General features: G+C 73.0%; 32 protein-coding genes. 21 read left to right on the plus strand and 11 right to left on the minus strand.

All coding sequences use genetic code 11. The annotated features are described in order from the left end of the window. The first annotated feature begins 153 nt into the window (after positions 1-153). The 5 genes from ACQP2Y_RS26520 (at position 154) to ACQP2Y_RS26540 (ending at position 3,974) form a co-directional block, all read left to right on the plus strand. Positions 154-1,440 (plus strand): hypothetical protein, encoded by a 1,287-nt coding sequence (locus tag ACQP2Y_RS26520; RefSeq protein WP_433717738.1) that lies wholly within the window; start codon positions 154-156, stop codon positions 1,438-1,440. Beyond that, positions 1,427-2,056, plus strand: a complete 630-nt coding sequence (locus ACQP2Y_RS26525; RefSeq protein ID WP_433717739.1) for a class F sortase — start codon at positions 1,427-1,429, stop codon at positions 2,054-2,056. The genes ACQP2Y_RS26520 and ACQP2Y_RS26525 overlap by 14 nt, the downstream gene beginning before the upstream one ends. After that, a complete protein-coding gene (locus ACQP2Y_RS26530) occupies positions 2,028-3,236 on the plus strand; it encodes a VWA domain-containing protein (RefSeq protein WP_433717740.1) in 1,209 nt (402 codons plus the stop codon). The genes ACQP2Y_RS26525 and ACQP2Y_RS26530 overlap by 29 nt, the downstream gene beginning before the upstream one ends. Positions 3,237-3,286: 50 nt before the next feature. Next, positions 3,287-3,529 (plus strand): hypothetical protein, encoded by a 243-nt coding sequence (locus ACQP2Y_RS26535; protein WP_433717741.1) that lies wholly within the window; start codon positions 3,287-3,289, stop codon positions 3,527-3,529. Positions 3,530-3,641: 112 nt separating this feature from the next. After that, positions 3,642-3,974, plus strand: coding sequence for a hypothetical protein (locus ACQP2Y_RS26540; RefSeq protein ID WP_433717742.1), 333 nt, complete (start codon positions 3,642-3,644; stop codon positions 3,972-3,974). A 194-nt stretch (positions 3,975-4,168) separates the two neighbouring features. Here ACQP2Y_RS26540 and ACQP2Y_RS26545 read toward each other — a convergent pair whose 3' ends face one another. Beyond that, entirely contained in the window at positions 4,169-4,633 is a 465-nt protein-coding gene (locus tag ACQP2Y_RS26545) for a MarR family winged helix-turn-helix transcriptional regulator (protein WP_360825055.1), read from the minus strand. Between the two features lie 103 nt (positions 4,634-4,736). Between ACQP2Y_RS26545 and ACQP2Y_RS26550 the strand changes: the two genes are divergently transcribed. Next, complete coding sequence (locus ACQP2Y_RS26550; RefSeq protein ID WP_433717743.1) at positions 4,737-4,973, plus strand: hypothetical protein; 237 nt, start codon at positions 4,737-4,739, stop codon at positions 4,971-4,973. A 182-nt stretch (positions 4,974-5,155) separates the two neighbouring features. Further along, positions 5,156-6,070 (plus strand): alpha/beta hydrolase, encoded by a 915-nt coding sequence (locus ACQP2Y_RS26555; RefSeq protein WP_433717744.1) that lies wholly within the window; start codon positions 5,156-5,158, stop codon positions 6,068-6,070. Between the two features lie 63 nt (positions 6,071-6,133). Here ACQP2Y_RS26555 and ACQP2Y_RS26560 read toward each other — a convergent pair whose 3' ends face one another. Beyond that, positions 6,134-7,141: an NADP-dependent oxidoreductase gene (locus ACQP2Y_RS26560; RefSeq protein ID WP_433717745.1), complete on the minus strand. Its 1,008-nt coding sequence runs from the start codon at positions 7,139-7,141 to the stop codon at positions 6,134-6,136. Positions 7,142-7,200: 59 nt separating this feature from the next. On the opposite strand from ACQP2Y_RS26560, the gene ACQP2Y_RS26565 reads away from it, so the two are divergent. Together ACQP2Y_RS26565 and ACQP2Y_RS26570 are read left to right on the plus strand one after the other, a co-directional pair. Next, positions 7,201-7,725, plus strand: a complete 525-nt coding sequence (locus ACQP2Y_RS26565) for a TetR/AcrR family transcriptional regulator (protein ID WP_433717746.1) — start codon at positions 7,201-7,203, stop codon at positions 7,723-7,725. 30 nt (positions 7,726-7,755) lie between these two features. After that, positions 7,756-8,637 carry an aminoglycoside phosphotransferase family protein gene (locus ACQP2Y_RS26570; RefSeq protein ID WP_433732074.1) on the plus strand — a complete coding sequence of 294 codons (882 nt, stop codon included), beginning with the start codon at positions 7,756-7,758 and terminating at the stop codon, positions 8,635-8,637. A 42-nt stretch (positions 8,638-8,679) separates the two neighbouring features. Here ACQP2Y_RS26570 and htpG read toward each other — a convergent pair whose 3' ends face one another. After that, positions 8,680-10,512: a molecular chaperone HtpG gene (gene htpG / locus ACQP2Y_RS26575; RefSeq protein ID WP_433717747.1), complete on the minus strand. Its 1,833-nt coding sequence runs from the start codon at positions 10,510-10,512 to the stop codon at positions 8,680-8,682. 120 nt (positions 10,513-10,632) lie between these two features. Between htpG and ACQP2Y_RS26580 the strand changes: the two genes are divergently transcribed. Beyond that, positions 10,633-11,979, plus strand: a complete 1,347-nt coding sequence (locus ACQP2Y_RS26580; protein ID WP_433717748.1) for a ferredoxin reductase family protein — start codon at positions 10,633-10,635, stop codon at positions 11,977-11,979. Here ACQP2Y_RS26580 and ACQP2Y_RS26585 read toward each other — a convergent pair whose 3' ends face one another. After that, the gene (locus ACQP2Y_RS26585) at positions 11,980-12,495 is read right to left on the minus strand and encodes an excalibur calcium-binding domain-containing protein (protein ID WP_433717749.1); all 516 of its coding nucleotides are present in this window, start codon (positions 12,493-12,495) and stop codon (positions 11,980-11,982) included. Positions 12,496-12,632: 137 nt separating this feature from the next. Beyond that, complete coding sequence (locus ACQP2Y_RS26590) at positions 12,633-13,064, minus strand: ASCH domain-containing protein (RefSeq protein WP_433717750.1); 432 nt, start codon at positions 13,062-13,064, stop codon at positions 12,633-12,635. A gap of 54 nt (positions 13,065-13,118) precedes the next feature. Between ACQP2Y_RS26590 and ACQP2Y_RS26595 the strand changes: the two genes are divergently transcribed. After that, on the plus strand, positions 13,119-13,820 hold the full coding sequence (locus ACQP2Y_RS26595) for a hypothetical protein (protein ID WP_433717751.1): 702 nt from the start codon (positions 13,119-13,121) through the stop codon (positions 13,818-13,820). A 1-nt stretch (position 13,821) separates the two neighbouring features. On the opposite strand, the gene ACQP2Y_RS26600 is transcribed toward ACQP2Y_RS26595, so the two are convergent. Further along, entirely contained in the window at positions 13,822-14,022 is a 201-nt protein-coding gene (locus ACQP2Y_RS26600; RefSeq protein ID WP_433717752.1) for a hypothetical protein, read from the minus strand. Positions 14,023-14,189: 167 nt separating this feature from the next. Continuing rightward, entirely contained in the window at positions 14,190-14,813 is a 624-nt protein-coding gene (locus ACQP2Y_RS26605) for a TetR/AcrR family transcriptional regulator (RefSeq protein ID WP_433717753.1), read from the minus strand. Between the two features lie 45 nt (positions 14,814-14,858). Here ACQP2Y_RS26605 and ACQP2Y_RS26610 point away from each other — a divergent pair, with 45 nt between their 5' ends. Then, complete coding sequence (locus ACQP2Y_RS26610) at positions 14,859-15,977, plus strand: FAD-dependent oxidoreductase (RefSeq protein ID WP_433717754.1); 1,119 nt, start codon at positions 14,859-14,861, stop codon at positions 15,975-15,977. 3 nt (positions 15,978-15,980) lie between these two features. Here ACQP2Y_RS26610 and ACQP2Y_RS26615 read toward each other — a convergent pair whose 3' ends face one another. Together ACQP2Y_RS26615 and ACQP2Y_RS26620 are read right to left on the minus strand one after the other, a co-directional pair. After that, positions 15,981-16,529, minus strand: coding sequence for a carboxymuconolactone decarboxylase family protein (locus ACQP2Y_RS26615; protein ID WP_433717755.1), 549 nt, complete (start codon positions 16,527-16,529; stop codon positions 15,981-15,983). 14 nt (positions 16,530-16,543) lie between these two features. Beyond that, positions 16,544-16,885 (minus strand): winged helix-turn-helix transcriptional regulator, encoded by a 342-nt coding sequence (locus ACQP2Y_RS26620; RefSeq protein ID WP_433717756.1) that lies wholly within the window; start codon positions 16,883-16,885, stop codon positions 16,544-16,546. 87 nt (positions 16,886-16,972) lie between these two features. Between ACQP2Y_RS26620 and ACQP2Y_RS26625 the strand changes: the two genes are divergently transcribed. Together ACQP2Y_RS26625 and ACQP2Y_RS26630 are read left to right on the plus strand one after the other, a co-directional pair. After that, positions 16,973-17,968 carry an NAD(P)H-dependent flavin oxidoreductase gene (locus ACQP2Y_RS26625; protein WP_433717757.1) on the plus strand — a complete coding sequence of 332 codons (996 nt, stop codon included), beginning with the start codon at positions 16,973-16,975 and terminating at the stop codon, positions 17,966-17,968. Between the two features lie 52 nt (positions 17,969-18,020). Next, entirely contained in the window at positions 18,021-18,791 is a 771-nt protein-coding gene (locus ACQP2Y_RS26630) for an alpha/beta hydrolase (RefSeq protein ID WP_433717758.1), read from the plus strand. Positions 18,792-18,798: 7 nt separating this feature from the next. Here the strand turns inward: ACQP2Y_RS26630 and ACQP2Y_RS26635 are convergent, their stop codons facing one another. Continuing rightward, on the minus strand, positions 18,799-19,173 hold the full coding sequence (locus ACQP2Y_RS26635) for a hypothetical protein (RefSeq protein ID WP_433717759.1): 375 nt from the start codon (positions 19,171-19,173) through the stop codon (positions 18,799-18,801). A 113-nt stretch (positions 19,174-19,286) separates the two neighbouring features. Here ACQP2Y_RS26635 and ACQP2Y_RS26640 point away from each other — a divergent pair, with 113 nt between their 5' ends. Next, complete coding sequence (locus ACQP2Y_RS26640) at positions 19,287-20,111, plus strand: alpha/beta fold hydrolase (RefSeq protein WP_433717760.1); 825 nt, start codon at positions 19,287-19,289, stop codon at positions 20,109-20,111. Next, on the plus strand, positions 20,108-20,998 hold the full coding sequence (locus ACQP2Y_RS26645) for an ABC transporter substrate-binding protein (protein ID WP_433717761.1): 891 nt from the start codon (positions 20,108-20,110) through the stop codon (positions 20,996-20,998). The genes ACQP2Y_RS26640 and ACQP2Y_RS26645 overlap by 4 nt, the downstream gene beginning before the upstream one ends. Positions 20,999-21,016: 18 nt before the next feature. Here the strand turns inward: ACQP2Y_RS26645 and ACQP2Y_RS26650 are convergent, their stop codons facing one another. Next, positions 21,017-21,823 (minus strand): CDP-alcohol phosphatidyltransferase family protein, encoded by an 807-nt coding sequence (locus ACQP2Y_RS26650; RefSeq protein WP_433717762.1) that lies wholly within the window; start codon positions 21,821-21,823, stop codon positions 21,017-21,019. Between the two features lie 105 nt (positions 21,824-21,928). Between ACQP2Y_RS26650 and ACQP2Y_RS26655 the strand changes: the two genes are divergently transcribed. The 5 genes from ACQP2Y_RS26655 to ACQP2Y_RS26675 all read left to right on the plus strand — a co-directional run bounded on the left by ACQP2Y_RS26655 (position 21,929) and on the right by ACQP2Y_RS26675 (position 26,268). Beyond that, on the plus strand, positions 21,929-22,912 hold the full coding sequence (locus ACQP2Y_RS26655; RefSeq protein ID WP_433717763.1) for a zinc-dependent alcohol dehydrogenase: 984 nt from the start codon (positions 21,929-21,931) through the stop codon (positions 22,910-22,912). Next, a complete protein-coding gene (locus tag ACQP2Y_RS26660; RefSeq protein WP_433717764.1) occupies positions 22,913-23,311 on the plus strand; it encodes a 6-pyruvoyl trahydropterin synthase family protein in 399 nt (132 codons plus the stop codon). Further along, positions 23,308-24,366 carry a glycosyltransferase family 4 protein gene (locus ACQP2Y_RS26665; RefSeq protein WP_433717765.1) on the plus strand — a complete coding sequence of 353 codons (1,059 nt, stop codon included), beginning with the start codon at positions 23,308-23,310 and terminating at the stop codon, positions 24,364-24,366. The genes ACQP2Y_RS26660 and ACQP2Y_RS26665 overlap by 4 nt, the downstream gene beginning before the upstream one ends. After that, complete coding sequence (locus ACQP2Y_RS26670; protein WP_433717766.1) at positions 24,363-25,166, plus strand: methyltransferase domain-containing protein; 804 nt, start codon at positions 24,363-24,365, stop codon at positions 25,164-25,166. Before ACQP2Y_RS26665 ends, ACQP2Y_RS26670 begins: the two co-directional genes overlap by 4 nt. Positions 25,167-25,227: 61 nt before the next feature. Then, the gene (locus ACQP2Y_RS26675; RefSeq protein WP_433717767.1) at positions 25,228-26,268 is read left to right on the plus strand and encodes a lysylphosphatidylglycerol synthase transmembrane domain-containing protein; all 1,041 of its coding nucleotides are present in this window, start codon (positions 25,228-25,230) and stop codon (positions 26,266-26,268) included. Positions 26,269-26,306 lie beyond the last annotated feature (38 nt).

Genomic DNA, 26,306 nt, shown 5'->3' on the forward strand with positions numbered 1-26,306 from the left:
TCGATGCGCGCGTATCGTGGCTGCCGCATCACCAAGGGCAACCGTCCCGGTTGTCCTTGGTCACCGGCCCGCCGGCACTCCCGGCCGCCTCCCGGTGCGGTGGCGGTCCGCGCGTGGCCCGGCCGGGCGACGAGACGCTGGGCGATGAGGCGTATGCGGGAACATCGACCGACCCGACGACTGTTGCCGATGCTCTGCCTGGGGCTGACCGCGATCCTCTCGACGGGCCCGGCCGCCGTCGCCACCCGCGGCCCAGTTTCGCCGGTCGTGGCGCACAGCGATGCCGCGCACGTTCACCAGCTGACCCGCGTCTCCGCCGCCGACCAGGCCATCCGGTTGCAGGGCCTGCTCGGGCAGCACTCGATCCTGGCCGCCGATCTGATGCGCAGCCGGATCCGCGGCGACGACAGCTTCGTCCAGGCCGCCGACGCCGCACTCGGCGAGAACACCGACGCCATGACCGGCCTGATCGGACAGCTCTTCGGCGCCGCGGCGGCCACCCAGTTCGGGCCGATGTGGTCCGACCACGTCGTCGACCTGGTGGCGTACGCCGCGGGCGTCGCGGACCAGGACACCGGCGCGCTGGCCCGCGCCCGCGCACAGCTGACCGGCTCGGAGCAGGCACTCGCCGACTTCTTCGCCGGCGCGTCACAGGGCCGGCTGCCCCGGGCCGCCGCCCGCGACGCGGTCCTCATGCACGTCAACCACCTGACCCAGCAGGCGGACGCGTATGCGGCGGGCGACTACGCCACAGCCGACCGGCTGTACCGGCAGAGCTTCCAGCACACGTACGACCTGGGCCTGACCCTGGCCGAGGCGCTGCTGCCGGCGGCCGACCGGGCCACGCTGCGGGAGCCGGTGTGGCGGCTGCGGTCCCAGCTCGGCAAGCTGCTGGCCGAGCACGCCGCCCTGGTCGAGGACGTGAGCCGGGCGGCGGTCACCGGCACACCCGACTTCGACGCCGCCGCGGAAATGATCAACGGCAACACCCGCGACGTGGCGGCCGCGGTCGACACCCTGTTCGGCGCGCCGGTCGCCCGGCGGTTCCAGGCCCAGTGGGCCTCCCACGTCGAGCAGCTCGTGGCGTACGCGGACGCGACCGGGGCCGGGCAGAACGACCGCAAGCAGCGCGCCCGCGAGGCGTTGCACAACTTCGAGCGGGGCCTGGCGGCCATCCTCGCCCCGGCCACCGGCGGCCGGATGACCCCGGCCGCCCTGACCGCGGCGCTGGTCCAGCACGACGAGATGCTGCTGCGCCACGCCGACCTGTACGCCGCCAAGGACTACCAGGGCGCTCACGAGGTGGCCGGGCAGATCTACGAGCACATGTTCGAGCTCGCCCGCCGGCTCGCTGACGGCTTCGGAGCCCAGGTGGCGGCGCGCCTGCCGCGTGGTGGACCGGAGACCGGCCACGGCGGGCTCGCCGGTGGGCATCGCTGACATGCAGGCGTACGCCCGTACCGTGTCGCTCGCGAGTCTGGCACTGGCCGTGATCGCCGTCCTGGCCGGCGCCCAGCCGGAGGCGACCGCGCGGCCGGCCACGGGCAGCGCCACGCCGTCCGCCGCCGCGCCGGCGCGGGCGGACACCTTCCGCTCGGCCCGCACCTATCCCACCGTCGCGGCACCGGTCCGGCTACGGATCCGGGCGCTGCACGTAGACAGCACCCTGCAGCGCCTCGGCCGGCAGGACGACGGAACGGTCGCCGTCCCGGAGCGGGCCGACGTCGCCGGCTGGTACGAGGACGGCCCCCGCCCCGGCCAGCCCGGCCCCGCGGTGATCCTCGGCCACGTCGACTCCCGCACCGGCCCGGGCGTCTTCGTCGACCTGAGCAAACTCAAGCGCGGCACGGAGATCCGGGTCGACCGCGCGGACGGCAGCACCGTGACGTTCCGGGTGCGCAAGGTGGCGCAGACCGCCAAGACCCGATTCCCCACCGACCTGGTGTACGCCCCCAGCCTCGACCCCTCGTTGCGGCTGGTCACCTGCGGCGGAAGCTTCGACCGCACTCGAGGAAGCTACCGGGACAATGTCATCGTGTACGCGGACCAGGCCTGACCGCCGCAGCACCCGAGCCGCCGCCCTGCTGCTGGCGGCGGGCACGCTGCTGGGTGTGAGCCCGGCGGCAGCGGCCGCCCCGGTCCCGCTGCCGGTCACCGCCGTCCTGGTCGACGGCGCGCGGACATCGCTGGTGGTCGACCTGAGCGCGAGCACCCGGCCGGCAGCCGTCACGGTGACGCACAACGGCAAGCGCCAGCAGGCCACCGTGGAGCCCGTCATGGCGGACGGCCTCGCGGTCACCCTGGTCGTCGACACGTCAGCGGCCGGCGCCACCGCACTCCCGGCGTGGCTGAGCGCGGCCGCCCGGTTCATCCTCGAAGCACCGGCCACGACCCGCTCGGCCGTGATCGCCGACTCGGCGCCCGCCTCGGTCACCGCCGGCGGCGAACGCGGGCGGGCCGGGGTGATCCGGGCCCTCACGTCCCTGCGACCCCGCGGCGAACGCGACACCGCGGCGGCGCTGGGCCTGGCGGAACGGCAGTTCCCGACGGCCGAGACCGGGCGGCGGGTGGTGGTGCTCTACACGACCGCGGCCGACGCGGGCGGCGAGCGGGCGGAGGTGCTGGCCGGCCGGTTCCGGGCGAGCGGCACGATCCTGGTCGTGGTGGCCACGGCCGCCGGGGGCTCGTACTGGGCGAGCGCGGCGGCAGGCACCGGAGGCTTCTTCGCGCCGGCGGGCGATCCGGTGGTCATTCCCGCCCTGGACCAGGTGACGACCACGCTCCGGGGGCGCCATCTGATCCGCTTCCCCACCCCAGCGTCGTTGCCGGCGACGGTGTCCGTCCGCGTCGATGCGGGCGACCTCGAACTCGCCGGTGACGCGGTGGTGCCGGCGCCGGCGGTCAGGCCGCCCGCGGCGGATCGCCCGTGGAGCGCGGTGGTGCTGGGCCTGGTCGCCGCCGGCGTCATGGTCGCGATCATGGCAATGCTTTGGTGGCGGCGGCGCCGATACCGGCCAACGCCGTCCGGGGAGCAGGCAGCACCGCCTGCGGTGATCCGCGAGCCAGGTCCAGGAGGACCGCCGGCCGACCACCGAGCAGCACCGGCGACCGTCAGTCACCTGCCTGCGCCGCCGCCCGGGGTGGTCCGGGGGCAGGCCAGGGTGCCGGGAGCGGTGGTGCGTGGCCGGGCCAAGGTGCCGCCGAGTTCCCGGGCCGATGAGCGGGACCAGTGCTGACAGATCGCCACGGCCCTGCGCTGAGCACGGAGAACCGGCAAGATCGGGCTGTGGAGTTGTTCGCGGAGTCGGGACGGCCGGGGTCGGGGCGGCCGGCGAAGAAGCCGTGCGCCCGGTGCGGGCACCCCACCCGGGTGGACCGGATGATCCACGGCTTCGGCGAGGACTGCGCGCTCAAGCTCGGACTGATCGTCGCGGTACCGCGGCTGCGCACCGATGAGCAGACCGGCACGGATCTGCTCGATCTGCTGGCCGAGGAGCCGGAGGACTGCTGCGACGGCTGGGACCGCTGATCAACCCGTACGGGTGAATCGCCGGTGTTTGGATGATCTCTGCGTTTTTGCCCCGGTGATGGCGGGGATCCCGTGGTCACCGAAGTGGACGAACGCCTCAGAGGAGACCACGATGACGACCTCCCCCATCACCGGTAACCACGCCGCCACCGGACTGCGGGCCGACGCCGACCGTGACACCCGGCACTACGCCCGTCCGGTGCAGGGCGACGAGACCAAGCCTTCCTGGAAGACCACCGAGCTGTTCGTGTATCTCGCCGCGGTGGCCGGTGTCCTGCTCGCCTCGCAGTTCGTCGGCGACCGTGGCGTCAACGACGGCAGTGACTACTTCGCCGCCGACAAGGCCTGGTGGTACGTCACCCTGCTGACCATCGGCTACCTGCTCAGCCGGGGGCTGGCCAAGTCCGGCACGCGCAGCCGCGACGCTGACCCGCGTACCCGATAGGCGCTCGCAGGCCTGGAACGACACGAAGCCGGCCCCGCCGGACCGCCGCAGCTCCCCCCGACCGTGCGGCGGTCCAGCGGGGCCTCGTCGTGCTGTCCGCGGCCCCTGCTTCCGCCCGGGAGAGGGGCCGCGGCCATACCTGGACCAGGGACGGCAGCCCACGGCCAGGTCAGGGACGGCGGCCCACGGCCAGGTCACGACGGGCTGGGCTCGATCGGGCGGGCGGCGGCGATGACCCGGGTGAGGGCCGCGTGCAGGCTCCGCAGTTCCTCGATCGGCATGCCGAGGCGCTGCACCACAGCCGGCGGGATCTGCTCGGCCTGGCTGCGCAGCGCCTGCCCGGCGGGCGTGAGCGTCACCGCCAGGCTGCGCTCATCGGCCGGGTCCCGCTCGCGGCGCAGGTAGCCGATCGCCTCCAGCCGCTTGAGCAGCGGTGACAGCGTGCCCGGGTCGAGCTGCAGCAGCCCGCTGAGCTCGCGTACCGACAGCGGGGCGTGCTGCCACAGCGCCAGCATCACCAGGTATTGCGGGTGGGTCAGGCCCATCGGCTCCAGCAGCGGCCGGTACACGGCCACCACGCCGCGGGCCGCGACGGACAGCGCGAAACAGACCTGCTGTTCCAGGGCCAGCGGGTCCTCGGTGTCGACCGGGTCACTCATGCGCGTTCTCCTCAGCTCCATGGTTAGACTACCAATAGTTGGTGTACAAACCATTGGTGCGGCAACGGTCGGTCGGAGCCGCGAGACCTGGAGGGGCGCAGGTATGCCGAAGGATGCGAACGGCCGGAGCGGCAACCGGCTCGTGCGGTGGTTCCACGAGACGTTCGACAACTGGTTCTTCCGGTCGATGATCGGGCCGGCTCAGACCCGCAACGCCGTGCACGGCGCCGAGGCGTACGCCCGCGAGCAATGGAAGCTCGATCTCGAGGCCCGCAAGCGCTACACCCGTGAGCAGCGCGAGCGCAGGCGCCAGGCCCGCGAGGCGGGGCGCAGCGGCTGAGCCGTCGAGGGTCGTCATATCGGCGAAACATGATGACAGTGGGATTACCGGCGAGTAACCAATGTGACAGAGCATTGATCTGCCTCGATGGCGAGGCCGCCGGAACGTCCGTCCCCACGGGCCAACCCCGCAGTGCCGGACGACGTCGGTGAGTTCCTCCCCCACCCTAGGGAGCTCCGGACATGCGAAATCCCGCCAAGCACCTGCTCGCCGCCGCCACCCTCACCGCCGCCCTCGTCACCGCCCCAGCCGGCCCAGCCCTCGCAGCCGCCCCAGCCGACACCGCACGCCTGCTCAGCGCCGGGGCCGCCCTCGCGGCCAACCCGTACGAGCGGGGACCCGCCCCCACCGTGGCCAGCATCGAAGCCAGCCGCGGCTCGTTCGCCATCACCCAGACCACCGTGGCCCGCTCCAGCGTCTCCGGCTTCGGCGGCGGGACCATCTACTACCCGACCAGCACCACCGCCGGCACCTTCGGCGCGGTCGCGGTCTCCCCCGGCTTCACCGCCTCGCAGTCCAGCGTCGCCTGGTACGGCCCCCGCCTCGCCTCGCAGGGCTTCGTGGTCATCACCATCGACACGCTCAGCGTCTACGACCAGCCGGCCAGCCGCGGCACCCAGTTGCTGGCCGCGCTCGACTATCTGACCCGCACCAGCTCCGTACGCACCCGGATCGACGCGACCCGGCTCGGGGTCATGGGCCACTCGATGGGTGGCGGCGGCAGCCTCTCCGCCTCGCGGACCCGTCCGCAGCTGCAGGCGTCCATTCCGCTGACGCCGTACCACACCACCAAGAACTGGTCGTCGGACACCGTGCCGACCCTGATCATCGGGGCCGAGAACGACACCGTGGCGCCGGTGGCGTCGCACTCGGAGCCGTTCTACACCAGCCTGCCGAGCAGCTCCGACAAGGCGTACCTGGAGCTGAACAACGCCTCACACTCGGCGCCGACCTCGGCCAACGTGACCATCGCGAAGTACAGCATCTCGTGGCTCAAGCGGTTCATCGACAACGACACCCGCTACGAGCAGTTCCTCTGCCCGGCCCCGAGCGGCTCGGCGATCCAGGAATACCGCGACACCTGCCCGCACTCCTAGAGATCCCGGACATGACAGCGGCCCGCCACCGGAACGCCGGTGGCGGGCCCGCCGGAAAGTGGATCAGGCGATCTTGACCAGGACCTTGCCCAGGCCGTCGCCGCGCAGCATGGCCAGGAAGGCCTCCGGGGCCTGGTCCAGCCCCTCGTACACGGTCTCGTGGTGGCGGATGCGGCCGTCGGCGGCCAGCGGCGCCATCTCCTCGATGAACGCGGCCCGCAGGTCGCCGTGGTCGCGGACCAGCATGCCGCGCATGGTGAGCCGCTTGCCGATGAGCATGGCCAGGTTGCGCGGCGCCGGGGTCGGCTCGGTGGCGTTGTAGACGCTGATCATGCCGCAGATGGTGATCCGGCCGTGCACGTTCAGCGCCGAGATGGCGGCCTCGAGGTGGTCGCCGCCGACGTTGTCGAAGTACACGTCGATGCCGTCCGGCGCGGCCCGCTTGAGCTGCTCGCGGATCGGGCCGTCGTGGTAGTCGAACGCGTCGTCGAAGCCCAGCTCGTCGGTGAGGAAGGCGACCTTCGCCGCCGATCCGGCGCTGCCGATGACCTTGGCGGCGCCCCGGTGCCGGGCCAGCTGCCCGACGACCTGGCCGACCGCGCCGGCGGCGCTGGAGACGAAGACGACATCGCCGGGCTTGAACTCGGCGGTGCGCAGCAGACCCGCGTACGCGGTCAGCCCGGTCATGCCCAGCACCCCGAGGTACGCACCCAGCGGCGCCCGCGACGGGTCGATCTTCGCGGCGGAGCGGGCGTCCACCAGGGCGTACTCGCGCCAGCCGAGCCCGTGCAGCACCGTGTCACCGGGCTTGAACCCGTCGACCGTCGACTCGACGACCTCGCCGAGCGCCCCGCCCTCCAGCGCCTCGCCGACCGTGAACGGCGCCACGTACGACTTGCGGTCGTCCATCCGGCCGCGCATGTACGGGTCGACGCTCATCAGCAGGTTGCGCACCAGCAGCTGACCGGGCGCCGGGTCGGCCACCTCGACGCGGGTGAACTCGAAGGTCTCGGCGGTGGGCCAGCCGTGCGGGCGGGCCGCCAGGCGTACCTCGGTGGAGTGGACGGACACTGGCCCTCCCGGAGATCGCGAATGTATACACTGCGCACATTAGGAAGGCGGTGTGTGCAGTGTCAACTTTGCGTCCCTATCACCACGGCGATCTGCGGGCCGCATTACTCGACGCCGCGCTGGAGCTGCTGGAGGAGGACGAGACGTTCTCGCTGCGCGCGGTGGCGCGGCGGGCGGGTGTCTCGCCGAACGCCCCGTACCGGCACTACGCGGACAAGGAGGCCCTGCTCGCCGCGCTGGCGACGTACGGCTTCGCCCAGCTCGCGGACCGCCTCGAAGCCGCCGCCGAACTGACCGACATGGCCGAGCAGTACGTGGCCTTCGCCCTTGCCCACCCCGGCCTGTTCCGGCTGATGTACGGCCGGCCCACCGCCAACGCCGCCTCCGCGCGCACGGCGGAGATCCTGGCGAGCCGGCTCGCCGCCCCGGCCCTGCAGATCGGCGCCTGGGCGATGGTGCACGGGCTGGCGGTCCTGCTCCTCGACGGCAAGCTGACCTGTCCCGACCCGGCCCAGCTGGTGCGGACCACGGTGGCGGCCGCCCTGACCCCCGCGGCCCCGCCCGGAAATCGGCTCGACACGTGATCGCCGATGCCCTGTGATCGACTCGTGAAAATGCACGCGGACCAGGTCGACATCAGCCCCGCCGAAATCGCCGGCCTCGTCGCCGCCCAGTTCCCGCAATGGCGTGACCGGCCCGTGCGGCCGGTCACCTCGCACGGCACGGTCAACGCCCTGTTCCGCCTCGGCGACGACCTGGTCGCCCGCGTCCCCCTGCGACCCAGCGCCGCGGCCGACCGGCGCGACGAGCTCACCCACGAGCAGGAGCAGGCGGAACGGCTGGCCGCGCATCTGCCGCTGGCCGTGCCCGAACCGGTCGCCCTGGGTGCACCGGGCGCCGGCTACCCGGGCTGGTGGACGGTGTACCGGTGGATTCCCGGCGAGACCGCGAGTCACCACACCATCGGTGACCCCGCCGCCTTCGCCCGGGAGCTGGCCGGCTTCGTCACCGCGCTGCACGCCGTGGACACCGGCGGCCGCACGTGGAACGGCCTCACCCGGGGCGGCCCGCTGGCCGGCCAGGACGATGACGTGCAACGGGCGCTCGCGGAGAGCTCCCAGCTCGTCGACACCGTCCGGCTGGCCGACATCTGGGCACGGTGCCGCGACGCCGAACCCGCCGCGACCGACGTCTGGCTCCACGCCGATCTCATGCCGGGCAACCTGCTCGTGCGCGACGGCCACCTGGCTGCGGTCATCGATCTGGAGGCAGTCTGTGTCGGCGACCCGGCCGTCGACCTGATGCCGGCGTGGAACTTGCTGCCCGCCAGTGCCCGCGACGTCTACCGGCAGGCGCTGGGCGTCGACGACGCCGGCTGGGCGCGCGGGACCGGCTGGGCGATCGTGCAGGCGATCGTCGCCCTGCCGTACTACGTCGACACCAACCCGGTGATGGCCGCGACGGCCCGGGAAACCCTGACCGCGATCCTCGACTGATCGCCCGCCTGCGGCAGCGCAGGCGGGCGAGCGTCGAGGCGGTCAGACGGTACGGGCCAGCCGGTCGGCCAGCAGCTTCGCGAAACGCGCCGGGTCGGCCAGGTCGCCGCCCTCGGCCAGCAGCGCCGTGCCGTACAGCAGCTCGGCGGTCTCCGGCAGGTTCGGGTCGTCGGCGCGCTGCTCGTGAGCCGTGCGCAGGCCGCTGACCAGCGGGTGGTCCGGGTTCAGCTCGAGGATCCGCTTCACCGGCGGCACCTGCTGGCCCATCGCCCGGTACATCTTCTCCAGCGTCGGGGTGATGTCGTCGGCGTCGCTGACCAGGCAGGCCGGGGAGGTGGTCAGCCGGGTGGAGAGCCGGACCTCCTTGACCTCGTCGGTCAGCGTCTCACCGAGCCAGGTCAGCAGCGGCGCGAACTCGCCCGACTTCTCCTCCGAGGCCGGCTCCGAGGCCAGGTCCACCGAGCCGCGGGCGATGGACTGGAGCTTCTTGCCGTCGTACTCGGGGACGGCGTCGACCCAGATCTCGTCCACCGGGTCGGTGAGCAGCAGGACCTCGTACCCCTTGGCCGTGAAGGCCTCCATGTGCGGCGAGTTCTCCACCTGCGCGCGGGTCTCGCCGGTCATGAAGTAGATCTCGTCCTGGCCCTCGGGCATCCGCTCGACGTAGGCCGCCAGGGTGGTCGGCTCGCTGCCGGCGGTGGAGGCGAACGACGCGACGTCGAGGATGGCCTTCTGGTCGTCGGCGTCGCTGAGCAGGCCCTCCTTGATCGCGCGGCCGAACTCGCGCCACAGGGTCGCGTACTTCTCCGGCTCCTTGGTCTGCAGGTCCTTGATGGTGCTGAGGACCTTCTTGGCCAGCCGGCGGCGGATCAGCTGGATGTGCCGGTCCTGCTGCAGGATCTCGCGGGAGATGTTCAGCGACAGGTCGGCCGCGTCCACCACGCCCTTGACGAAGCGCAGGTAGTCGGGCATCAGCTCACGGCTGTCGTCCATGATGAAGACGCGCTTGACGTAGAGCTGGATGCCCCGGCGGCCGTCGCGCTGGAACAGGTCGTGCGGGGCCCGCGACGGGATGAACAGCAGGGCCTCGTACTCGAAGGTGCCCTCGGCCTTCATCTGGATGGTCTCGAGCGGGTCGGTCCAGTCGTGGCTGATGTGCCGGTAGAACTCGGTGTACTCCTCGTCCTTGACCTCCGACCGGGGGCGCGCCCACAGCGCCTTCATCGAGTTGAGGGTCTGGTCCCCCATCCGGATCGGGAACGCGATGAAGTCGGAGTACCGCTTGACGATCTCCTTGATCTTCGGATCGTCGGTGTAGTCGTAGAGGGCGTCCTCCTCGTCCTTGGGACGCAGGTGGACGGTCACCGCGGTGCCCTGCGGGGCGTCGGCCACGGACTCGATCGTGTAGGTGCCCTCGCCGGCCGACTCCCAGCGCGTACCCTCGCTCTCGCCGGCCTTTCGGGTCACCAGGGTGACCTTGTCGGCGACCATGAACGTGGAGTAGAAACCCACGCCGAACTGGCCGATCAGCTCGGCCGATTCCTTGCTCTCCTTGAGCCGGCTGAGCATCTCGGCGGTGCCGGACTTGGCGATGGTGCCGATCAGGGCGACGACCTCGTCCCGCGACATGCCGATCCCGTTGTCCCGCACGGTCAGCGTGCGCGCCTCGGCGTCCACCTCCAGCGCGATGTGCAGATCGCTGGTGTCGGCTTCCAGCTCGCTGGTCAGCACCGCGAGCCGCAGCTTGTCCAGCGCGTCGGAGGCGTTGGAGATCAGCTCCCGCAGGAAGATGTCCTTGTTCGAGTAGATCGAATGGACCATGAGCTGCAGCAGCTGCCGCGCCTCGGCCTGGAATTCCAGCGTCTCCGAACTCATAACACCCTCCGTGCCGGTTTGTCGTTCCGCAGCGATCGTATGACCTGACAGTGACCGGCCTTCCCCCGGATCGCCCCGCCGTGCTGAACTGACGGCCTTCCGTCCGGACTGGGAGTCACCATGACCGCAGCGCACCACGCCACCGCCCCCGCCGGGTTGTCCCCCGCGCTGACCGGTCGCCTGGTCCTGTGGTCGGTCGTCGCGGTCAACGTACTCATCGTCGAGACGGTGTTCCTCACCGCCGACCCGGCCAAGAACGCCATCCTCGGCTTCGGCAAGTGGCTGGGGCTGCACCTGGCGCTGGTGATGATCCTCCAGCTCCTGCTGGTGGCCCGGATCGGCTGGCTGGACCGGCGGATCGGCATGGACCGGCTCACCTCGTGGCACCGGTGGACCGGCTTCACCCTGTTCTGGCTGGTCCTGCTGCACCCGACCTTCGTCCTGCTGGGCTACGCCACCGAATACAGCAGCACGCCCCTGAAAGAGTTCAAGACCCTGAGCGGGCAGCTGCCGGTCCTGCTGGGCATGCTGGCCGCCGGCATCGTGCTGGTCGCGGCGGGCCTTTCGGTACGCGTGGCCCGCCGCCGCCTGTCGTACGAGGCCTGGCACACGGTCCACCTGCTGCTGTACGTGGCCATCGTCTTCGCCCTGATCCACCAGCTGACCGAGGTCTCGACGTTCACCTCGTCACCGCTGGCCGAGGCGTACTGGTGGGCGCTGTGGGTCTTCGCCCTGGGCTCCCTGATCGCCGGCCGGATCGTGCTGCCCCTGGTCCGCAACGCACGCCACCAGTTCCGGGTCGCGGCCGTGGTCCCCGAGTCCGACAATGTCGTCTCCGTCTACGTGACCGGCAAGCACCTCGACAAGCTGCCGGCCCGCGCGGGCCAGTTCATGATCTGGCGGTTCCTGGGCCACGGCCGCTGGTGGGAGGCCAACCCGTTCTCCCTGTCGGCCGCCCCGGACGGCCGCACCCTGCGCCTGACGGCCAAGGCGGTGGGCTCGGCGAGCGCCCGCCTGCGCACGGTCCCGGTCGGCACCCGGGTCTTCGCCGAAGGCCCGTACGGCGCCTTCACCGCCCTCAGCCGCACCAAACAGGCCACCCTGCTGATCGCCGGAGGTGTCGGCATCACGCCGATCCGGGCCCTGCTGGAGGAGGCGACCGGCCCGACGACGGTGCTGTACCGCGCGGCCACGACCGAGCAGGCGGTCCTGCTCGGCGAGCTGCAGAACCTGGCCAAGTCGCGGGGCGCCCAGCTGCACGTCCTGACCGGCCGCACCGGTGCGGGCACCCCGCCGAACACCCCGTTCGCCCCGGAGAACCTGCTGGCGCTGGTCCCGGACATCACCGACCGGGACGTCTACGTCTGTGGCCCGGCGGCGATGACCGACGCGGTGCTGCGCAGCCTGCGCGCCCTGAAGGTGCCGGCGGCCCAGGTGCACTCGGAACGCTTCAGCCTGGCGAGCTGACTATTCGCAGGCGACCCCGTCGCCGTCGCGGTCCAGCTTGCGGCTGTAGCCCGGGTCGCCGCGGTAGATCGGGTCCGCGCCGGCCGCCCGCACCGCCGTGCAGTTGGCGTAGTAGACCTCGGCCGGGGCGGGCTTGGTCGTCTTCTTCGGCTTCGGCTTCGGCTTCGGCTTCGGCTTGGGCTTCGGTTCGGGCGTGGGCTTGGGTTTCGGCTTGGGTTTCGGCTTCGGCTCGGCCGGCAGGGTCAGCGTGGGCGTCGCTGCGGGCGTCGCGCTCGAGGTCACCGGTGCGGGCTCGGGTGTGCTGGTGGCCGGCAGCGGTGAACCGCTGGCCGGCTGCCCGGCCTGGCCCAGGATCCGGGCCTGCTCGGCGGCCGTGTCCGTGGTGCGGGTCGAGGTGGGTGAGCCGGAGTCCTCGGCGGCGGCGCCGATTCCGAGGACACCCGCGCACAGGCTGACGACCAGGAGCGCGCCGAGGCCGGTGATCACCTGCTTGTCACCCTTGGTGAGTCTGCTCATGGTTCCTCCAGGGGGAACGGTCCGGCGGGACGACGCCGGTGTCCATGAAGGATCCACCGTGGACCGGCAGCGCGTAAGAACTGTTCGGCCGACGTTTCTGTCCGATCCGCAAGCCGGCCGCCCGCTGGAGGTGAGGCTCAGGCGGGCGGTGGCGGGAGGATCTCGACCAGGCGGAAGCGCTTGGCGACCATCAGGGTGTCATCGTCCACGGTGAAGGCCGGGTCGTCCAGGTCCGCGCGGGCCTCGGCGCTGTGCCAGAAGTCCTCGTGGTCCGCGCGCCACGCGGCCACCGACTCGAAGCCCTCACCCTCGTCGATCGCGTGCTGCAGGTCGACGTCGCCCAGCCGCACGACCCGGACCTCGGTCGTCTCGATGACCGCGACCGGCCGGTCCTGCGAGTCCATCACCACCGACCGTTCGCCGACCTGCGGCAGCGGCTCGTTGTGGTGCTCGTAGTCGGCGACCAGGCCGGAGGTCGAGGTCTTGGCGCCGGTCAGGATCGCGCCGACGAGCTGGTCGCGCAGCGGGCCGGGGAAAGCGAAGTATGCCGGTTCGACGTCGAGGTCCATGCCGGCAGCCTACGGATCCCTCGACGGCCGCGCCGCTCGGTTACGCTGCCGGGCGTGCCGACGGAGGAGCCACCCAGGGAGTTCCAGCCGCTGCCGGGCCGGACCGTCGATCGTTCCGCCGCCTACGAGGTCCTGCTGCGGGAGCTGCTGCGGCTCACCGGCGCCGAGCCTCCACTGTGGTCGGACGAGCCGGCCGAACGCCGGCTGTGGCGGCACCGCGCCCGCCGGGTCGTCGGCAAAACCATCAAGGCCCGCGCCGAGGCGGGCCCCGGGCCCGACGAGTGGTTCGAGCCGCTGATGCTGGCCGCGGTGCACGAGCCGGACCCGAGCCACGTCAGTCAGCTGATCCGGCCCGCCCTCGACGCGTACGGCCGGCGCCGGGTCCGGGTGGCCCTGACCGAATACCTGGAGGACGGCACCGTCGCCGACGCGGCCGGCGCCATCCGCGCCATGTATTGGACGTCCATCGGCCTGCGTTACCAGCCCGGCACCAGGATCCTGACCCCGGAGAGCGCCGCCGAACGCGACAGCTACCGGGAGCTGAGCCGGCGCACGGCGAAAGCCGCCCTGCGCCGCTTCGTCGACGAGGACGACCTCGATCTGCGCCGATGCATCCTGCCGAACCTGTCACTGCGACGCGCGTCGCACCCGGCGGAGCTGCAGGATCTCGTGACCCGGGCGCTGGAGATCGCCCGGACCTCCGACGACGAGTATCTCCGCCACCGGGTCGAGATCCAGGCCGACCCGCAACCCTGATTCAGCAGCCGGGTCCGGCGGCCCGGCCCTTGACGATCCGGTACGCCGAGATGTCGCCCTTCGCCCAGGGCTCGATCTGCTTGATCGTGGTGGGCGCGGTGCCGTGCTGCGCCACGTATCCGAGGATGGCCTGGTCGACGGTCCGGCACGAGGCCTGGCCCGCCACGGTCTCGGCGGTACTGCGGATCCGATCGGTGTTCAACGCAGCGTAAGAAACGCCGGCGATACTCATGGTGATAGCCGCGGCCATGGCGACTTCGCTCAAATGCACGGTTATCTCCTGCTCAGTACGTCAGCAGCTGCCGACCGGACCACTCTAGGCGATGTAACAGCCCGTAGTCTAGCCACCGTTGTCGGTCAGATGATCAACTAAGCGTAATCACTCTGAACAACCGCGGCGCGGAGCAGGCCACGTACGGCCGCGGTCAGGTCCGCCCGGTTCTGCGGCGTGCCGGGTGGGGGCGCGGCGAGCGAGCCCGCACCGGCCAGCCGGTCGAAGAGCAGCCCGTCGACGGCGGCCACCAGGTGACTGCCGCGCTGCTCGGCGTCGGGCGCCCCGGCCGCGGTCAGCAGCGCCTGCGCCTGGGCCCGCATGGCCACCCCGTACGCCAGGATCGGCCGCAGTTCGGGGTGATGGGTGGCTTCCAGCAGGCAGGCGTACCGGGCCAGGGTGCGCGTGCGGCCGGTGGTCAGCCAGTCGTCGAGCAGTGCGGCGATGCTCGCGGCGAGCGCGTCGAGGTCCGGGGCCGCGTCGACGGCTCCGGTGGGCACCTCACGGGCGGCCAGGTCCGCGGTGTCCAGGTCGGCGATGCGCTGCACGACTGCCTCGACCAGCGCTTTACGCGTACGCAGGTAGGCCGAGGCGGTCCCGGCCGGCAGCCCGGCCCGGGCGTCGACGGCGCGATGGGTCAGGCCTCGCATGCCCAGCTCGGCGATCAGCGCGATCGCCGCGTCGGTGAGAGCGGCGAAGCGCTCGGGTGAGGTGGTGGCCACGACTGCGTAGTATGGCTTTCTACAGATGTAGAAGGGTGGCACGACATGAAGGCTGTCATCGTCGGTGGCGGGATCGGGGGCCTGTGCGCGGCCCTGGCGCTGCGCCGGACCGGGTGGGACGTGACCGTGCTGGAACGCGCGCCGCGGATCGGAGCCGTCGGCGCCGGCATCACGCTGATGGCCAACGCGCTGGCCGGGCTCGACGCCCTGGGCGTGGGCGACGAGGTACGCGCCCAGGGCCGGGTCGACGCGCCGGGCGGCACCCGTACGCCGGACGGCCGCTGGCTGGCCCGCATCAACGCCGCCGACCTGGAGTCGGCCCTCGGGACGGGTGCTCTCGGCATCCACCGCGCCACCCTGCACCGCATCCTGCTCGCCGCCCTGCCCGAATCCGCACTGGTCACGAACGCCGCGGTGAGCAGCGTCGAGCCGGGCGCGGTGCTCTCCTCGGCCGGCCGCTTCGAGGCCGACCTGATCATCGGCGCCGACGGCATCGACAGCGCCGTACGCCGCCAGCTCTGGCCGGACGCCGCCCTGCCGCGATACGTCGGGACGACGGCGTGGCGCGGCGTCACCGACGAACCGTGGACGGGCGAGCTCACGGTCGCCATCACCTGGGGCCCGGGCACCGAGTTCGGCATCGTGCCGCTCGGCGACGGCCGGGTCTACTGGTTCGCGGCCACCAACGCCTCGCCGGGCACCCGGTCCGAGGACGAGAAGGCGGTCGTCCGGGACATCGTCGGCGGCTGGCACGACCCCGTGCCGGCGCTGCTGGACGCTACGACGACCGTCCTGCACCACGATCTGCGGCACCTGCCGGCACCGTTGCCGACCTACGTGCGCGGCACCGTGGCCCTGCTCGGTGACGCCGCCCACGCCATGACGCCGAACCTCGGCCAGGGTGCGGCCCAGGCCATCGAGGACGCGGTGGTCCTCGGCGCCTCGTGCCCGCCGGGCCGGCCGCTCGCCGAGGGACTGGCCGACTACGACGCGCGGCGGCGGCCCCGGTCGCAGTCGGTCGCCCGGGCCTCGTACCGGATCGGGCGCTTCGGCCAGCAGCTCACCCAGCCGCTGCTGGTCGCCGCGCGCAACACCGCGATCCGCTGGACGCCGCCGCGCCTGGCGCTGCGGTCGATGGCCCGCTACGCCGACTGGCACCCGTGAGCCTCAGGGAGCGGCGACGTCCGCGAAGCGGGGAGCGCCCGGCTCCAGCGCGACCCGGACGGCTCGGGCGGTGAAGCTGATCGCGTGGTACCAGCCGCAGAGCAGCAGCAGGTCGAGCAGCTGGGGCTCGGTCAGCACCTCCCGCGCCGCCGCCCACAACTCGTCGCCGACGTCGCCGGTGTCGCACAGCGCGTCGACGACCCGGATCACCGCCCGCTCACCCGCCACCGTCCAGCACGGGTCATCGGCGGACCCGGCCGTCAATGAGCGGATCTGGTCTCCGGTGAGCCCGACGCGTTCGGCGAAGAACTTCAGGTGCACGCCCCACTCGTACTCGCAGCGGCACCGCGCGCAGGTCCGCACGATGGCGATCTCCCGCTCCCGCATGGACAGCGACAGCCGCGGTCCCAGCTCGTAACGGCCCCACCCGCTCATCGCGGCCGTCATCGGCAGGTTGCGCGCGAGGGTGCGGAACAGCCCGATCGGCGGCACCCCGGCCGGCATCATCGACTCCAGCTGGGCCGCCACCTCCGGCGCGTACGGGGGTTCCACGGGGGCGATCCTGGTCACGGGGCGCCGTCCTCGAGGGCGGTCGCCCAGTCGTCCGCCCACCGGACCAGCGGCCGCAGCGCCTTGTACGCGGCCAGGCCCAGCTCGGTGAGCGCGTACGCGGTGTCGGCCTCCTGCGCGACGATCCGGGCCTCGACCAGCTCGGACAGCCGTTGCCGCAGCACGCTGGAGGACATGTCGTCGCAGCGCTGCTGCAACGCCCGGAAGCCGAGCGCACCGTGCCGCAGCTCCCACACGATGCGCAGGCTCCAGCGCCGGCCGAACAGGTCGAGCGCCGCCATCAGCGGACGCCCGGTGCTCGATCCGCGTACCGGCAGTCCCGGTCTCGGCACCGTCATCGCGTTCCCACCTCTCCCCAAGTGCTTCTGTTTCCGATACGGTAACGCGTGGTGGGATGATTCGGAATCCGAAGCGGGGATCAGGTCATGACCGAGGGGATACGCACACCGCTGTGCGAGCGGCTGGGCATTGACGTGCCGATCGTGCAGGCGCCCATCGGCTCCGCGGCATGCCCGGAACTGGCCGCGGCGGTGGCGGACGCGGGCGGGCTGGGCATGCTGGCGGTGACCTGGCGAGGGGCCGAGCAGGCCCGCGACGACATCCGCCGGGTCCGCCGGCTGACGTCTCGCCCGTTCGGGGCGAACCTGGTGCTCGACTTCCCGGTGGCCGACACGCTGGACACGTGCCTGACCGAGGGCGTACCGGTGATCTCCACCTTCTGGGGCGACCCCGGGCCGGTCAGCGGGCCGATCCGGGCGTCCGGGGCGGTGCACATGCACACCGTCGGCAGCGTCGCGGAGGCCGTGCACGCCGCCGGCTGCGGCGTCGACGTCGTCGTGGCTCAGGGCTGGGAGGCCGGCGGCCACATCCGGGGCACGACGACCACCCTGGTCCTGGTGCCGGCCGTCGTGGACGCGATCGGCCCGGTCCCGGTCCTGGCCGCGGGCGGGATCAGCGACGGACGGGGTCTCGCCGCCGCTCTCGCCCTGGGCGCGCAGGGCGCGTGGCTTGGCACCCGCTTCCTGGCGTCCGCGGAGGCCCGCAGCCACGAGGTCTACCGCCGGCACCTCGTCGAGGCAGGCGCCGAGGACACCGTCCACACCCACTGCTTCGACGACGGATGGCCCGGCGCGCCGCACCGCGCGCTGCGGAACGCGACCGTGAGCCGCTGGGAGCAGGCCGGGTCACCCGCCGGCCCGGACCGCCCCGGCGAGGGTGACGTCGTCGCGGTCGACAGCACCGGCCGCGCCCATCACCGGTACGAGGACCTGATGCCCCTGCCCGGCATGACCGGTGAGCTCGCGGACATGGCCCTGTACGCCGGGCAGGCGGTGGAGCTCGTCCGCGACGTCGAACCGGCGGGCGAACTGATCCGGCGCATCGTGGCCCAGGCCACCGTGGTCCGGCCCGGCGCTGCCTGAGCCGCCGTCACCTCGCTGCCGCGAACGCCGTTGAAGGGGCAATGGAGATCGGGTGAGAAGGCGGACCCTGCTGGCCGGGGCCGGCGCGGCGGCGGGTGTCGCGGCCGTCAGTGGCTGGTATCAGCGGAGTGGCTCCGCCGTACCGGTGATCCCCGGGGCCCCGCTCGGCGACGAGCGGATGGAGCAGCGGCGATCGGCCGCCCGCGGCCGGACGGTCGACTTCTACACCGCCGTGCCGGCCGGGTACGGCGACGGCCGCGGCCTGCCGGTGCTGCTGGTCCTGCACGGCGCTTCGAAGACCGCCGCCGACTTCCCCGCGCTCGGGCTGGGCCGGTTCGCCTCCGACTCGGTCCAGCGGGGCAACGCTCCGTTCGTGCTGGCCGGGGCGACCGGGGGCCGGCTCTCCTGGCGACCGTCCGGGGCCGACGACCCGCAGCGGATGGTGCACGAGGAGATCCCGGCCTGGTGCGCCGAACGCGGTTTCGCCACCGACCGGCTGGCGGTGTGCGGCTGGTCCATGGGCGGGTACGGCGCCCTGCTGCTGGCCCAGACCTTTCCCGGCTTCGTGCGGGCCGTGGCCGCGTTCTCGCCGGCGGTCTCTCCCGGTGACGAGGTCTTCGCCGGCGCGGCCGCGTTGCGCGGGGTGCCGGTCGGGCTCTGGTGCGGCACCGACGACGGCCTGCTCGCCGACGTACGGGCGCTGGAACGGGCCCTGCCCCGGCCCAGGGCTGCCGGTTCGTACTCCGGCGGCCGGCACAACTTCGGTTACTGGAGCACGTGCCTGCCGGCCGCCTGTGATCTCGTCTCGCGAGTGTTCCGCTGACCGGCTGTCAGCGGGCGCGGGCCGGCGCGCGGTCGGCGGTGATCCACTGACCGGCCGGGGTGCGCAGCGCCAGCCCGGTCACCGGGGCGTCCGGCGCCGCGCCGTCGCGCAGGATCTCCACCACCGGGCAGCCCGCGGTCTCCGGATGCCAGAACCCGTCGGGGTCGTGGACGGACGAGAACCGGCAGTCCGGCTCGTCGGTCCAGCCCCAGGCCAGCAGCAGGTCACGGCCGCCCAGCGAGTAGCGGCCGGCCGAGGCCACCCGTTCACCCTCGGCGCGGTGGAAGAACTCGGCCCGCAGGCCCGGTACGGCGACGCCCTCGAAGGTGGCGTCCGTGACCGTGCGGTGCGGCGTGTAAGTGGCGAGATCGGGCAGAGGCACGGCCCGACCCTGACACGCACGATGATCTTCCGAGCCCGGAGCGCCGCGACGTGAGCCTTTCGGGGGACAGCGCGGCGCAGGAAACTGTCAGGCTGCGCGGCAATACTCCGGCCATGGGCGAGACGATGGTGCCGGCGAACGGGGTGGATCTGTGCCTCGAGGCGTTCGGCCGGCGCGACGATCCCGCGGTGCTGCTGATCGCCGGCGGCGCCCGGTCGATGGACTGGTGGGAGGACGGATTCTGCCGTCGGCTGGCCGACGGTGGCCGCTTCGTGATCCGCTACGACCACCGCGACACCGGCCGGTCGACGTCGTTCCCGGCCGGGGCGCCGCCGTACTCGCAGGTGGACATGGCCGAGGACGCGCTCGGGGTGCTCGACGCCCTGGGCGTGGCCCGCGCGCACATCGTGGGGCTGTCGCTCGGCGGCGGCCTGGCTCAGCGTCTGGCCGTCGAGGATCCGCCCCGGCTGCGCACGCTGACGCTGATCTCGACCACGCCGGGCCTGGTCGACGAGGTGCCGGCCGGGACGGTGCCGCCGCGGCCACAGCAGACCGACTGGTCGGACCGGGCGGCGGCAGTGGACGAGCTCGTCGCGTGCGTGGCAGCGGTGGGCGGGCCGTTCACTGCGGACGCGTTCCACCTGCGGCAGCTCGCCGAGCGGGTCTTCGACCGCACCACTGATCCGGCCGCGGCGTACAGCAATCACTGGCTGGCCGCCTGCGGCCCGCCGGTCCGCGACCGCCTGGGCACGGTCGGCGTCCCCACGCTGGTCATGCACGGCACCGTGGACCCGCTGCTCTCGATGGCGCACCCGGCCGCGCTGGCCCGGGAGATCCCGGACGCCCGGCTGGTGCCGCTGCCCGGCGTGGGCCACGAGTTCCCGCCGCAGGCCGTGTGGGGTGTCGTGATCGAGGAGATCCTGCGGCACACTGCATGACCATGCGCCTGGTCTCGCTGCTCCCGTCCGCCACCGAGATCGTGTACGCCCTCGGCCTCGGCGACAACCTCGTCGGCGTCACGTTCGAGTGCGACGAGCCACCGGCCGCCCGGCAGGAGAAGACGGTGGTGGTCGGCGGCCGCGACACCCGCGGCATGGACCCGGGCGAGATCGACGCGTACGTGAAGGAGCAGCTGGCGGCGGGCGGTGATCTGTACACGTTGCACGCCGACGCGCTGGCGGAGCTCGCGCCCGACCTGATCCTGACCCAGGACCTGTGCCGGGTGTGCGCGCTGCCCTCCGACCACGTGTCGGACGCGCTGGACTACCTGGGCTGCCGGGCCGACGTGCTGTCACTGGATCCGTACTCGCTGGACGAGGTGCTGGACACGTTCCTCGCCGTCGGCGCCCGGGCGGGTGTGCTGCCACGCGCGGAGGCACTGGTCGCGGGTCTGCGGGGACGGCTGGCGGCGGTCGCGTCAGCGGTGGCCGGCCGGGCCCGTCCCCGGGTGGCGATCGTGGAGTGGGTGGAGCCGCCGTTCACCGCCGGGCACTGGGTGCCCGACCTGGTCACGGCGGCGGGCGGTGACCCGGTCGCGGCCCGGCCGGGGGCCCGGTCCGTGCAGACGACCTGGGCCGAGCTGGCCGCTGACGAGCCGGAGATCGTGCTGGTCACCCCGTGTGGATTCCACCTGGACGGGGCCGCCGCCCAGGCCACGGGGATCCCGGCGCACTTCCCGGGAGCTCAGGTCTGGGCGATCGACGGTGACGCTCTGGTGGTGCGGCCCGGCCCACGCCTGGTCGACGGCGTCGAGGCGATCGCGGCGATCCTGCACCCGGACGCGGTGCCCGCTCCCCCGCCGGGCGCGATCGCCCGGGTCGCCTGACCGGTCCTGCTACCGGCCTCAGGCGTTCACCGAGGCGGGCCGGCGACGCGGGTCCGGCAAGAGGACCACTCGGCGCTGGGCTACGCGAGCCCGGGCGACGCTCAGCCGGCGGCGGCTCTCCTCGCGCCACAGCCACTGCACGTCGAGGCCGAAGGACCAGGTCAGCGAGGCCAGCGCGGCGGCCAGCACGACGAACGCGACGGCCTCGGGCAGCAGGCTCGCGGTGGCGACCACCAGCGCCACGCCCTGCACCGCCGCGACAACCTTGCGGGAGAACCTCGGCAGCAGCGGGACGCTGAGCCACGGCCACGCCCACGTGGCGGCGACGAAGACGTACCGGAAGGCGCCCATCGCGATCGTCCACCAGCCGAAGGTGCCGGCCACCGCGATGCTCAGCACCAGGACCAGGAACGAGTCGACCTCCATGTCGAAGCGGGCGCCCAGCTTCGTGGTGGAGTTGGTGCGCCGGGCCACCTGGCCGTCCACGCCGTCCAGAGCCAGCGCCACCCCGATCAGGGTGACCAGCACCGGCAACGGCACCGGCGCCGTGAAAGAGGTCACCACCAGGGCGGTCACGCCGCCGACCAGCGTCGCGCGGCCCAGGGTCACGGCGTTCGCGGGGCCGAGGGCGCGCATCCCGCTGCGGCGCAGACCCGCGCCGAGGACCACGGCCAGGACCACGGCGTACGCCGTACCGGCCAGCCAGCCGGCCGGGCTGACCCCCACGGTGGCGGCGAGGGCCGTCACCAGGATCAGATGAGCGGCCAGGCCGACGATCGGTCCCCGGCTCTCGCGAGCCGTCATCGTGGCGATACTGATAGTCACCGTGCCTCCGGGTGGGCAAGATCCGTTGCCGCGTATGGTTGCCGCTGTCGTCACTGAACACGCTTGATCCGCGCGTTCGGTTCAGCGCACGGAGGAGAATTACCGATGACGGGTGAGGCCCGCGCCTTCTGGCTCGCCGCGCCCGGCCGGGGAGAGATCCGGCCGGTGAGCGTCGGTCACCCCGGCCCCGGCGAGGTGCTCGTCCGCACTCTGCACTCCGGCGTGAGCCGCGGCACCGAGACCCTGGTGTTCCGCGGCGGCGTGCCGGAGAGCCAGCACGCGGCGATGCGCGCACCCTTCCAGGAGGGCGATTTCCCGGCCCCGGTGAAGTACGGCTACCTCAACGTCGGCGTCGTCGAGCAGGGCCCGCCGGAGCTGGTGGGCCGCACGGTCTTCGCGCTGTACCCGCACCAGACCCGCTACGTGGTGCCGGTCGACGCGGTGACCGTGGTGCCCGAGGGCGTGCCGGCGAGCCGCGCCGTGCTGGCCGGCACCGTCGAGACCGCCGTCAACGCGCTCTGGGACGCCGCGCCGCTGGTCGGTGACCGGATCGCCGTGGTCGGCGCGGGCATGGTCGGCGCGAGCGTCGCCGCCGTGCTGGCCCGCTTCCCCGGCGCCAAGGTGCAGCTGGTCGACGCGAACCCGGAACGCGCCACGCTGGCCGCCGCCCTCGGGGTCGGTTTCGCCCTGCCCGCGGACGCCACCGGCGACTGTGACCTGGTCGTGCACGCCAGCGCCACCTCGGCCGGCCTGACCCGGGCGCTGGAGCTGCTGGCCGCGGAGGCTACGGTCATCGAGCTCAGCTGGTACGGCGACCGCGAGGTCAGCGTCCCGCTCGGCGAGTTCTTCCACTCCCGCCGCCTGGTGGTCAAGAGCAGCCAGGTGGGCGGGATCGCCCCGGCCCGGCGCGGGCGCCGCAGTTACGCCGACCGGCTGGCGATCGCCCTGGACCTGCTGGCCGACCCGATCTTCGACGCCCTGCTCACCGGGGAGTCGGCGTTCGCCGAGCTGCCGGCGGTCATGCCGCGACTGACCAGCGGGGAGCTGCCCGCACTGTGCCACCTGATCACCTACCCGACAGGAGAGTGAATGTTCAGCGTCACCGTCCGTGACCACATCATGATCGCCCACAGCTTCTCGGGGGAGGTCTTCGGACCGGCCCAGAAGCTGCACGGCGCGACCTTCGTGGTCGACGCCACGTTCAAGCGTCCCGAGCTGGACGCGGACAACATCGTCGTCGACATCGGCCGGGCGAGCGAGGAGCTGCACGCCATCTGCGGCGCGCTCAGCTACCGCAACCTCGACGACGAGGCGGAGTTCGCCGGCGTCAACACGTCGACGGAGTTCCTGGCCAAGGTCATCGCGGACCGGCTGGCCGGCAAGGCGGAGTCGGGCGAGCTCGGGGCGGGGGCGCGCGGCCTGACCGGCATCGCGGTCACCCTGCACGAGTCGCACATCGCGTGGGCGAGCTACGAGCGGAACCTGTGACCGCTGCCCTGCAGGTGGTGCTGCCGGGTGGCATCGACGACCCGGCCGCCCCGAGCGGTGGCAACACGTACGACCGCCGGGTGCTGACCGGGCTGGCCGCGACCTGCGACGTCCACGAGATCGCGGTCGCGGCGGCCTGGCCGTACCCGGGGGAGGCGGCCCGCTCGGTGCTGGCGCGGGCGCTGGAGCAGGTGCCGCTCGGCTCGACGGTGCTGCTGGACGGCCTGGTCGGCTGCGCGGTGCCGGAGCTGCTGGAGCCGCTGGCGGACCGGCTCCGGCTGGTGGTGCTGGTGCACCTGCCGCTCGGTGACGAGACGGGGCTCTCCCCGGCCGAGGCCGCCGAGCTGACCGCCCGCGAGCGCCGATCGCTGCGTGCCGCCGCCGCGGTGGTGGCGACCAGTGCGGGTGCGGCGCGTCGCCTGGAGGCACTGCACGACCTGCCCGCCGGCAGCGTGCATGTCGCCGCGCCGGGCGTCGACCCGGCACCGCTCGCGGAGCCCAGCACCGGCGGCGACCGGCTGCTCTGCGTCGCGGCGGTGACCCCGCGCAAGGCCCAGGACGTGCTGGTCGAGGCGTTGCAGCTGGTCGCCGACCTGTCCTGGACCTGCACATTGGTCGGCGCCCTGGACCGGGCGCCGGCCTTCGTGACCCGGGTACGGGAGCTGACCGCGGCGACCCCCGGCCGGATCGAGTTCGCCGGGACGCGCACCGGGGAGGCTCTGGCCCGCACGTACGCGGAGGCGGACCTGCTGGTGCTGCCGTCCCTGGCCGAGACGTACGGCATGGTGGTGACCGAGGCGCTGGCGCGGGGCGTACCCGTGCTCGGCACCGAGGTCGCCGGCGTGCCGGAGGCGCTGGGCACCGCCCCGGACGGCAGCCTGCCCGGGGCGCTCGTGCCCCCGGGCGACCCGCAAGCACTGGCCGCTGACCTGCGCCGCTGGCTCACCGAGCCGGCGCTGCGCCACGACCGGCGGGCCGCGGCCCTCGCCCGCCGGGCCGGCCTGCATGGCTGGGACTTCACGACCCGACGATTGAGCGAGGTACTGCACCCATGACCGGAGAGTTCAGCTCGACCTGGCTCACCCTGCGCGAGCCCGCCGACGCGGCCGCCCGGGCCCGGGACCTGATCGCGACGCTGCGCCTGCCGGCCGCCGGTGGGCTGGTCATCCGTGACCTCGGCTGCGGCACCGGCTCGATGGGCCGGTGGCTGGCGCCGCAACTGCCCGGCCCGCAGCGCTGGGTGCTGCAGGACCGCGACCCCGCGCTGCTCGCCCACGCCGCCGCCCACCTGCCGACGGCCGCAGCCGACGGCACCGCGGTGACGGTGGAGACCGCCGAGGGTGATGTCACCGATCTGACGGTGGCCGACCTGGCGGACACGTCGCTGGTCACCTGCTCGGCGTTGCTCGACCTGTTCACCGCCGACGAGGTGACCGCACTGGCCGAGGTTTGTGTGGCGTCGGACACTCCGGCACTGTTCACCCTGTCCGTCGTCGGCGAGGTGGTCCTGGAGCCCGCCGATCCGCTCGACGCCCAGGTCACCGAGGCGTTCAACGCCCACCAGCGGCGCTCGGTGGGCGAGCGGCGGCTGCTCGGTCCCGAGGCGGTCGGCGCGGCGGCGGAAGCGTTCGCCGAGGCTGGGGTGTCGGTGAGCGTACGGCCGAGCCCGTGGCAGCTGGGGCCGGAGCAGGGCGCGCTGGCCGCGGAATGGCTGCGCGGCTGGGTCGCCGCGGCCGCCGACCAGCGTCCTGACCTGGACCTGGACGCCTACCTGGCGGCCCGGACGGAGGCGGCCGAGGCGGGCCGGCTGCGGGTAACGGTAGGGCATCAAGATCTTCTCGCGCAGAAAGACTGAACCACCTGCCGCCGCCGGGACGTACTAGTCCCAGTAAGGGTGAACCTGAGGGGGCAGTCGCATGAACCGATCGATCTGGGCGTGGGTACGGGTACTCGGCGGGGTGGGGATCCTCGCCGTGTTGCTCTGGCGCCTGGGCACCGGCGCCTTCCTCGACGGCCTCCGGGTGATCGACGGCCCGGCGCTGGCTCTTGCGTTCTCCATCGGCGTCACGACCACGGTGTTCTCCGCCTGGCGCTGGTGCCTGGTGGCCCGTGGCCTGGGCATGAAGCTCTCGCTGCGCGGCGCCGTCGCCGACTACTACAAGGCGCTGTTCATCAACGCGGCGCTGCCGGGCGGCGTGCTCGGTGACGTGGACCGGGCGGTGCAGCACGGCCGGGAAGAGGGCGACGTCGGCCGCAGCGTACGGGCCGTGGTGCTCGAACGGACCGCCGGTCAGGTCGTGCTCGTCTCGGTCGGCGTGACGGTGCTGCTGACCGTACCGTCGCCGGTTCTGTCCCACCTGCAGACCAACGCCCGCGGGCTCGCCGTCGCGGCCGCGACCACCCTCGGCCTCGCGGCCCTGATGGTCTTCTTCGTCGGGCGGCTGCGCAGCGGCGCCTCCCGGTGGGCCCGGGCCGCGCGGACCGGGATCACCGAGGTCCGCGCCGGGCTGCTGGCCCGCCGCAACTGGCCCGGCATCGTGCTCGCCTCGACGATCGTGCTGGCCGGCCACCTGGCCACCTTCGTCGTCGCGGCCCGGGCGGCCGGCTCCGACGCCTCGCTGCTGCGCCTGGCCCCGCTGATGCTGCTCGCGCTGCTGTCGATGGCGCTGCCGGTGAACATCGGCGGCTGGGGGCCGCGCGAAGGCGTGACCGCGTGGGCGTTCGGCGCGGCCGGCCTGAGCGCCACCCAGGGCCTGACCATCGCCGTGGTGTACGGCCTGTTCGCCTTCGTGGCCGCGCTGCCCGGCCTGGTGGTCATTGTCACGCGGGCCCTGGCCGGTGCCCGGGCGAAGGCGCGGATCCGGGCCGCCGCCGTGGTCAGGGCGGCCGAGCCGGTGGTCGTGCCGCCGCAGACGCTCATGCTGCCGGTGCGGGAGCTGGTCAGCACCGGTGCTTGAGGAGGCCTCCGCCGGCCGTTCGACTTATGGTGGACGCC

Origin of the sequence: Actinoplanes sp. CA-051413 (genome assembly GCF_050955795.1) — a bacterium.
Taxonomy (GTDB): domain Bacteria; phylum Actinomycetota; class Actinomycetes; order Mycobacteriales; family Micromonosporaceae; genus Actinoplanes.

Coding starts and splice junctions, on each gene's coding strand:
- ACQP2Y_RS26645 (WP_433717761.1), top strand. CDS start 20,108: ATGACCATGCGCCTGGTCTCGCTGCTCCCGTCCGCCACCGAGATCGTG.
- ACQP2Y_RS26520 (WP_433717738.1), top strand. CDS start 154: ATGCGGGAACATCGACCGACCCGACGACTGTTGCCGATGCTCTGCCTG.
- ACQP2Y_RS26530 (WP_433717740.1), top strand. CDS start 2,028: ATGTCATCGTGTACGCGGACCAGGCCTGACCGCCGCAGCACCCGAGCC.
- ACQP2Y_RS26550 (WP_433717743.1), top strand. CDS start 4,737: ATGCCGAAGGATGCGAACGGCCGGAGCGGCAACCGGCTCGTGCGGTGG.
- ACQP2Y_RS26620 (WP_433717756.1), bottom strand. CDS start 16,885: ATGACGGTGCCGAGACCGGGACTGCCGGTACGCGGATCGAGCACCGGG.
- ACQP2Y_RS26640 (WP_433717760.1), top strand. CDS start 19,287: ATGGGCGAGACGATGGTGCCGGCGAACGGGGTGGATCTGTGCCTCGAG.
- ACQP2Y_RS26675 (WP_433717767.1), top strand. CDS start 25,228: ATGAACCGATCGATCTGGGCGTGGGTACGGGTACTCGGCGGGGTGGGG.
- ACQP2Y_RS26580 (WP_433717748.1), top strand. CDS start 10,633: ATGACCGCAGCGCACCACGCCACCGCCCCCGCCGGGTTGTCCCCCGCG.
- ACQP2Y_RS26540 (WP_433717742.1), top strand. CDS start 3,642: ATGACGACCTCCCCCATCACCGGTAACCACGCCGCCACCGGACTGCGG.
- ACQP2Y_RS26670 (WP_433717766.1), top strand. CDS start 24,363: ATGACCGGAGAGTTCAGCTCGACCTGGCTCACCCTGCGCGAGCCCGCC.
- ACQP2Y_RS26545 (WP_360825055.1), bottom strand. CDS start 4,633: ATGAGTGACCCGGTCGACACCGAGGACCCGCTGGCCCTGGAACAGCAG.
- ACQP2Y_RS26585 (WP_433717749.1), bottom strand. CDS start 12,495: ATGAGCAGACTCACCAAGGGTGACAAGCAGGTGATCACCGGCCTCGGC.
- ACQP2Y_RS26610 (WP_433717754.1), top strand. CDS start 14,859: ATGAAGGCTGTCATCGTCGGTGGCGGGATCGGGGGCCTGTGCGCGGCC.
- ACQP2Y_RS26625 (WP_433717757.1), top strand. CDS start 16,973: ATGACCGAGGGGATACGCACACCGCTGTGCGAGCGGCTGGGCATTGAC.
- ACQP2Y_RS26555 (WP_433717744.1), top strand. CDS start 5,156: ATGCGAAATCCCGCCAAGCACCTGCTCGCCGCCGCCACCCTCACCGCC.
- ACQP2Y_RS26570 (WP_433732074.1), top strand. CDS start 7,756: ATGCACGCGGACCAGGTCGACATCAGCCCCGCCGAAATCGCCGGCCTC.
- ACQP2Y_RS26660 (WP_433717764.1), top strand. CDS start 22,913: ATGTTCAGCGTCACCGTCCGTGACCACATCATGATCGCCCACAGCTTC.
- htpG (WP_433717747.1), bottom strand. CDS start 10,512: ATGAGTTCGGAGACGCTGGAATTCCAGGCCGAGGCGCGGCAGCTGCTG.
- ACQP2Y_RS26590 (WP_433717750.1), bottom strand. CDS start 13,064: ATGGACCTCGACGTCGAACCGGCATACTTCGCTTTCCCCGGCCCGCTG.
- ACQP2Y_RS26655 (WP_433717763.1), top strand. CDS start 21,929: ATGACGGGTGAGGCCCGCGCCTTCTGGCTCGCCGCGCCCGGCCGGGGA.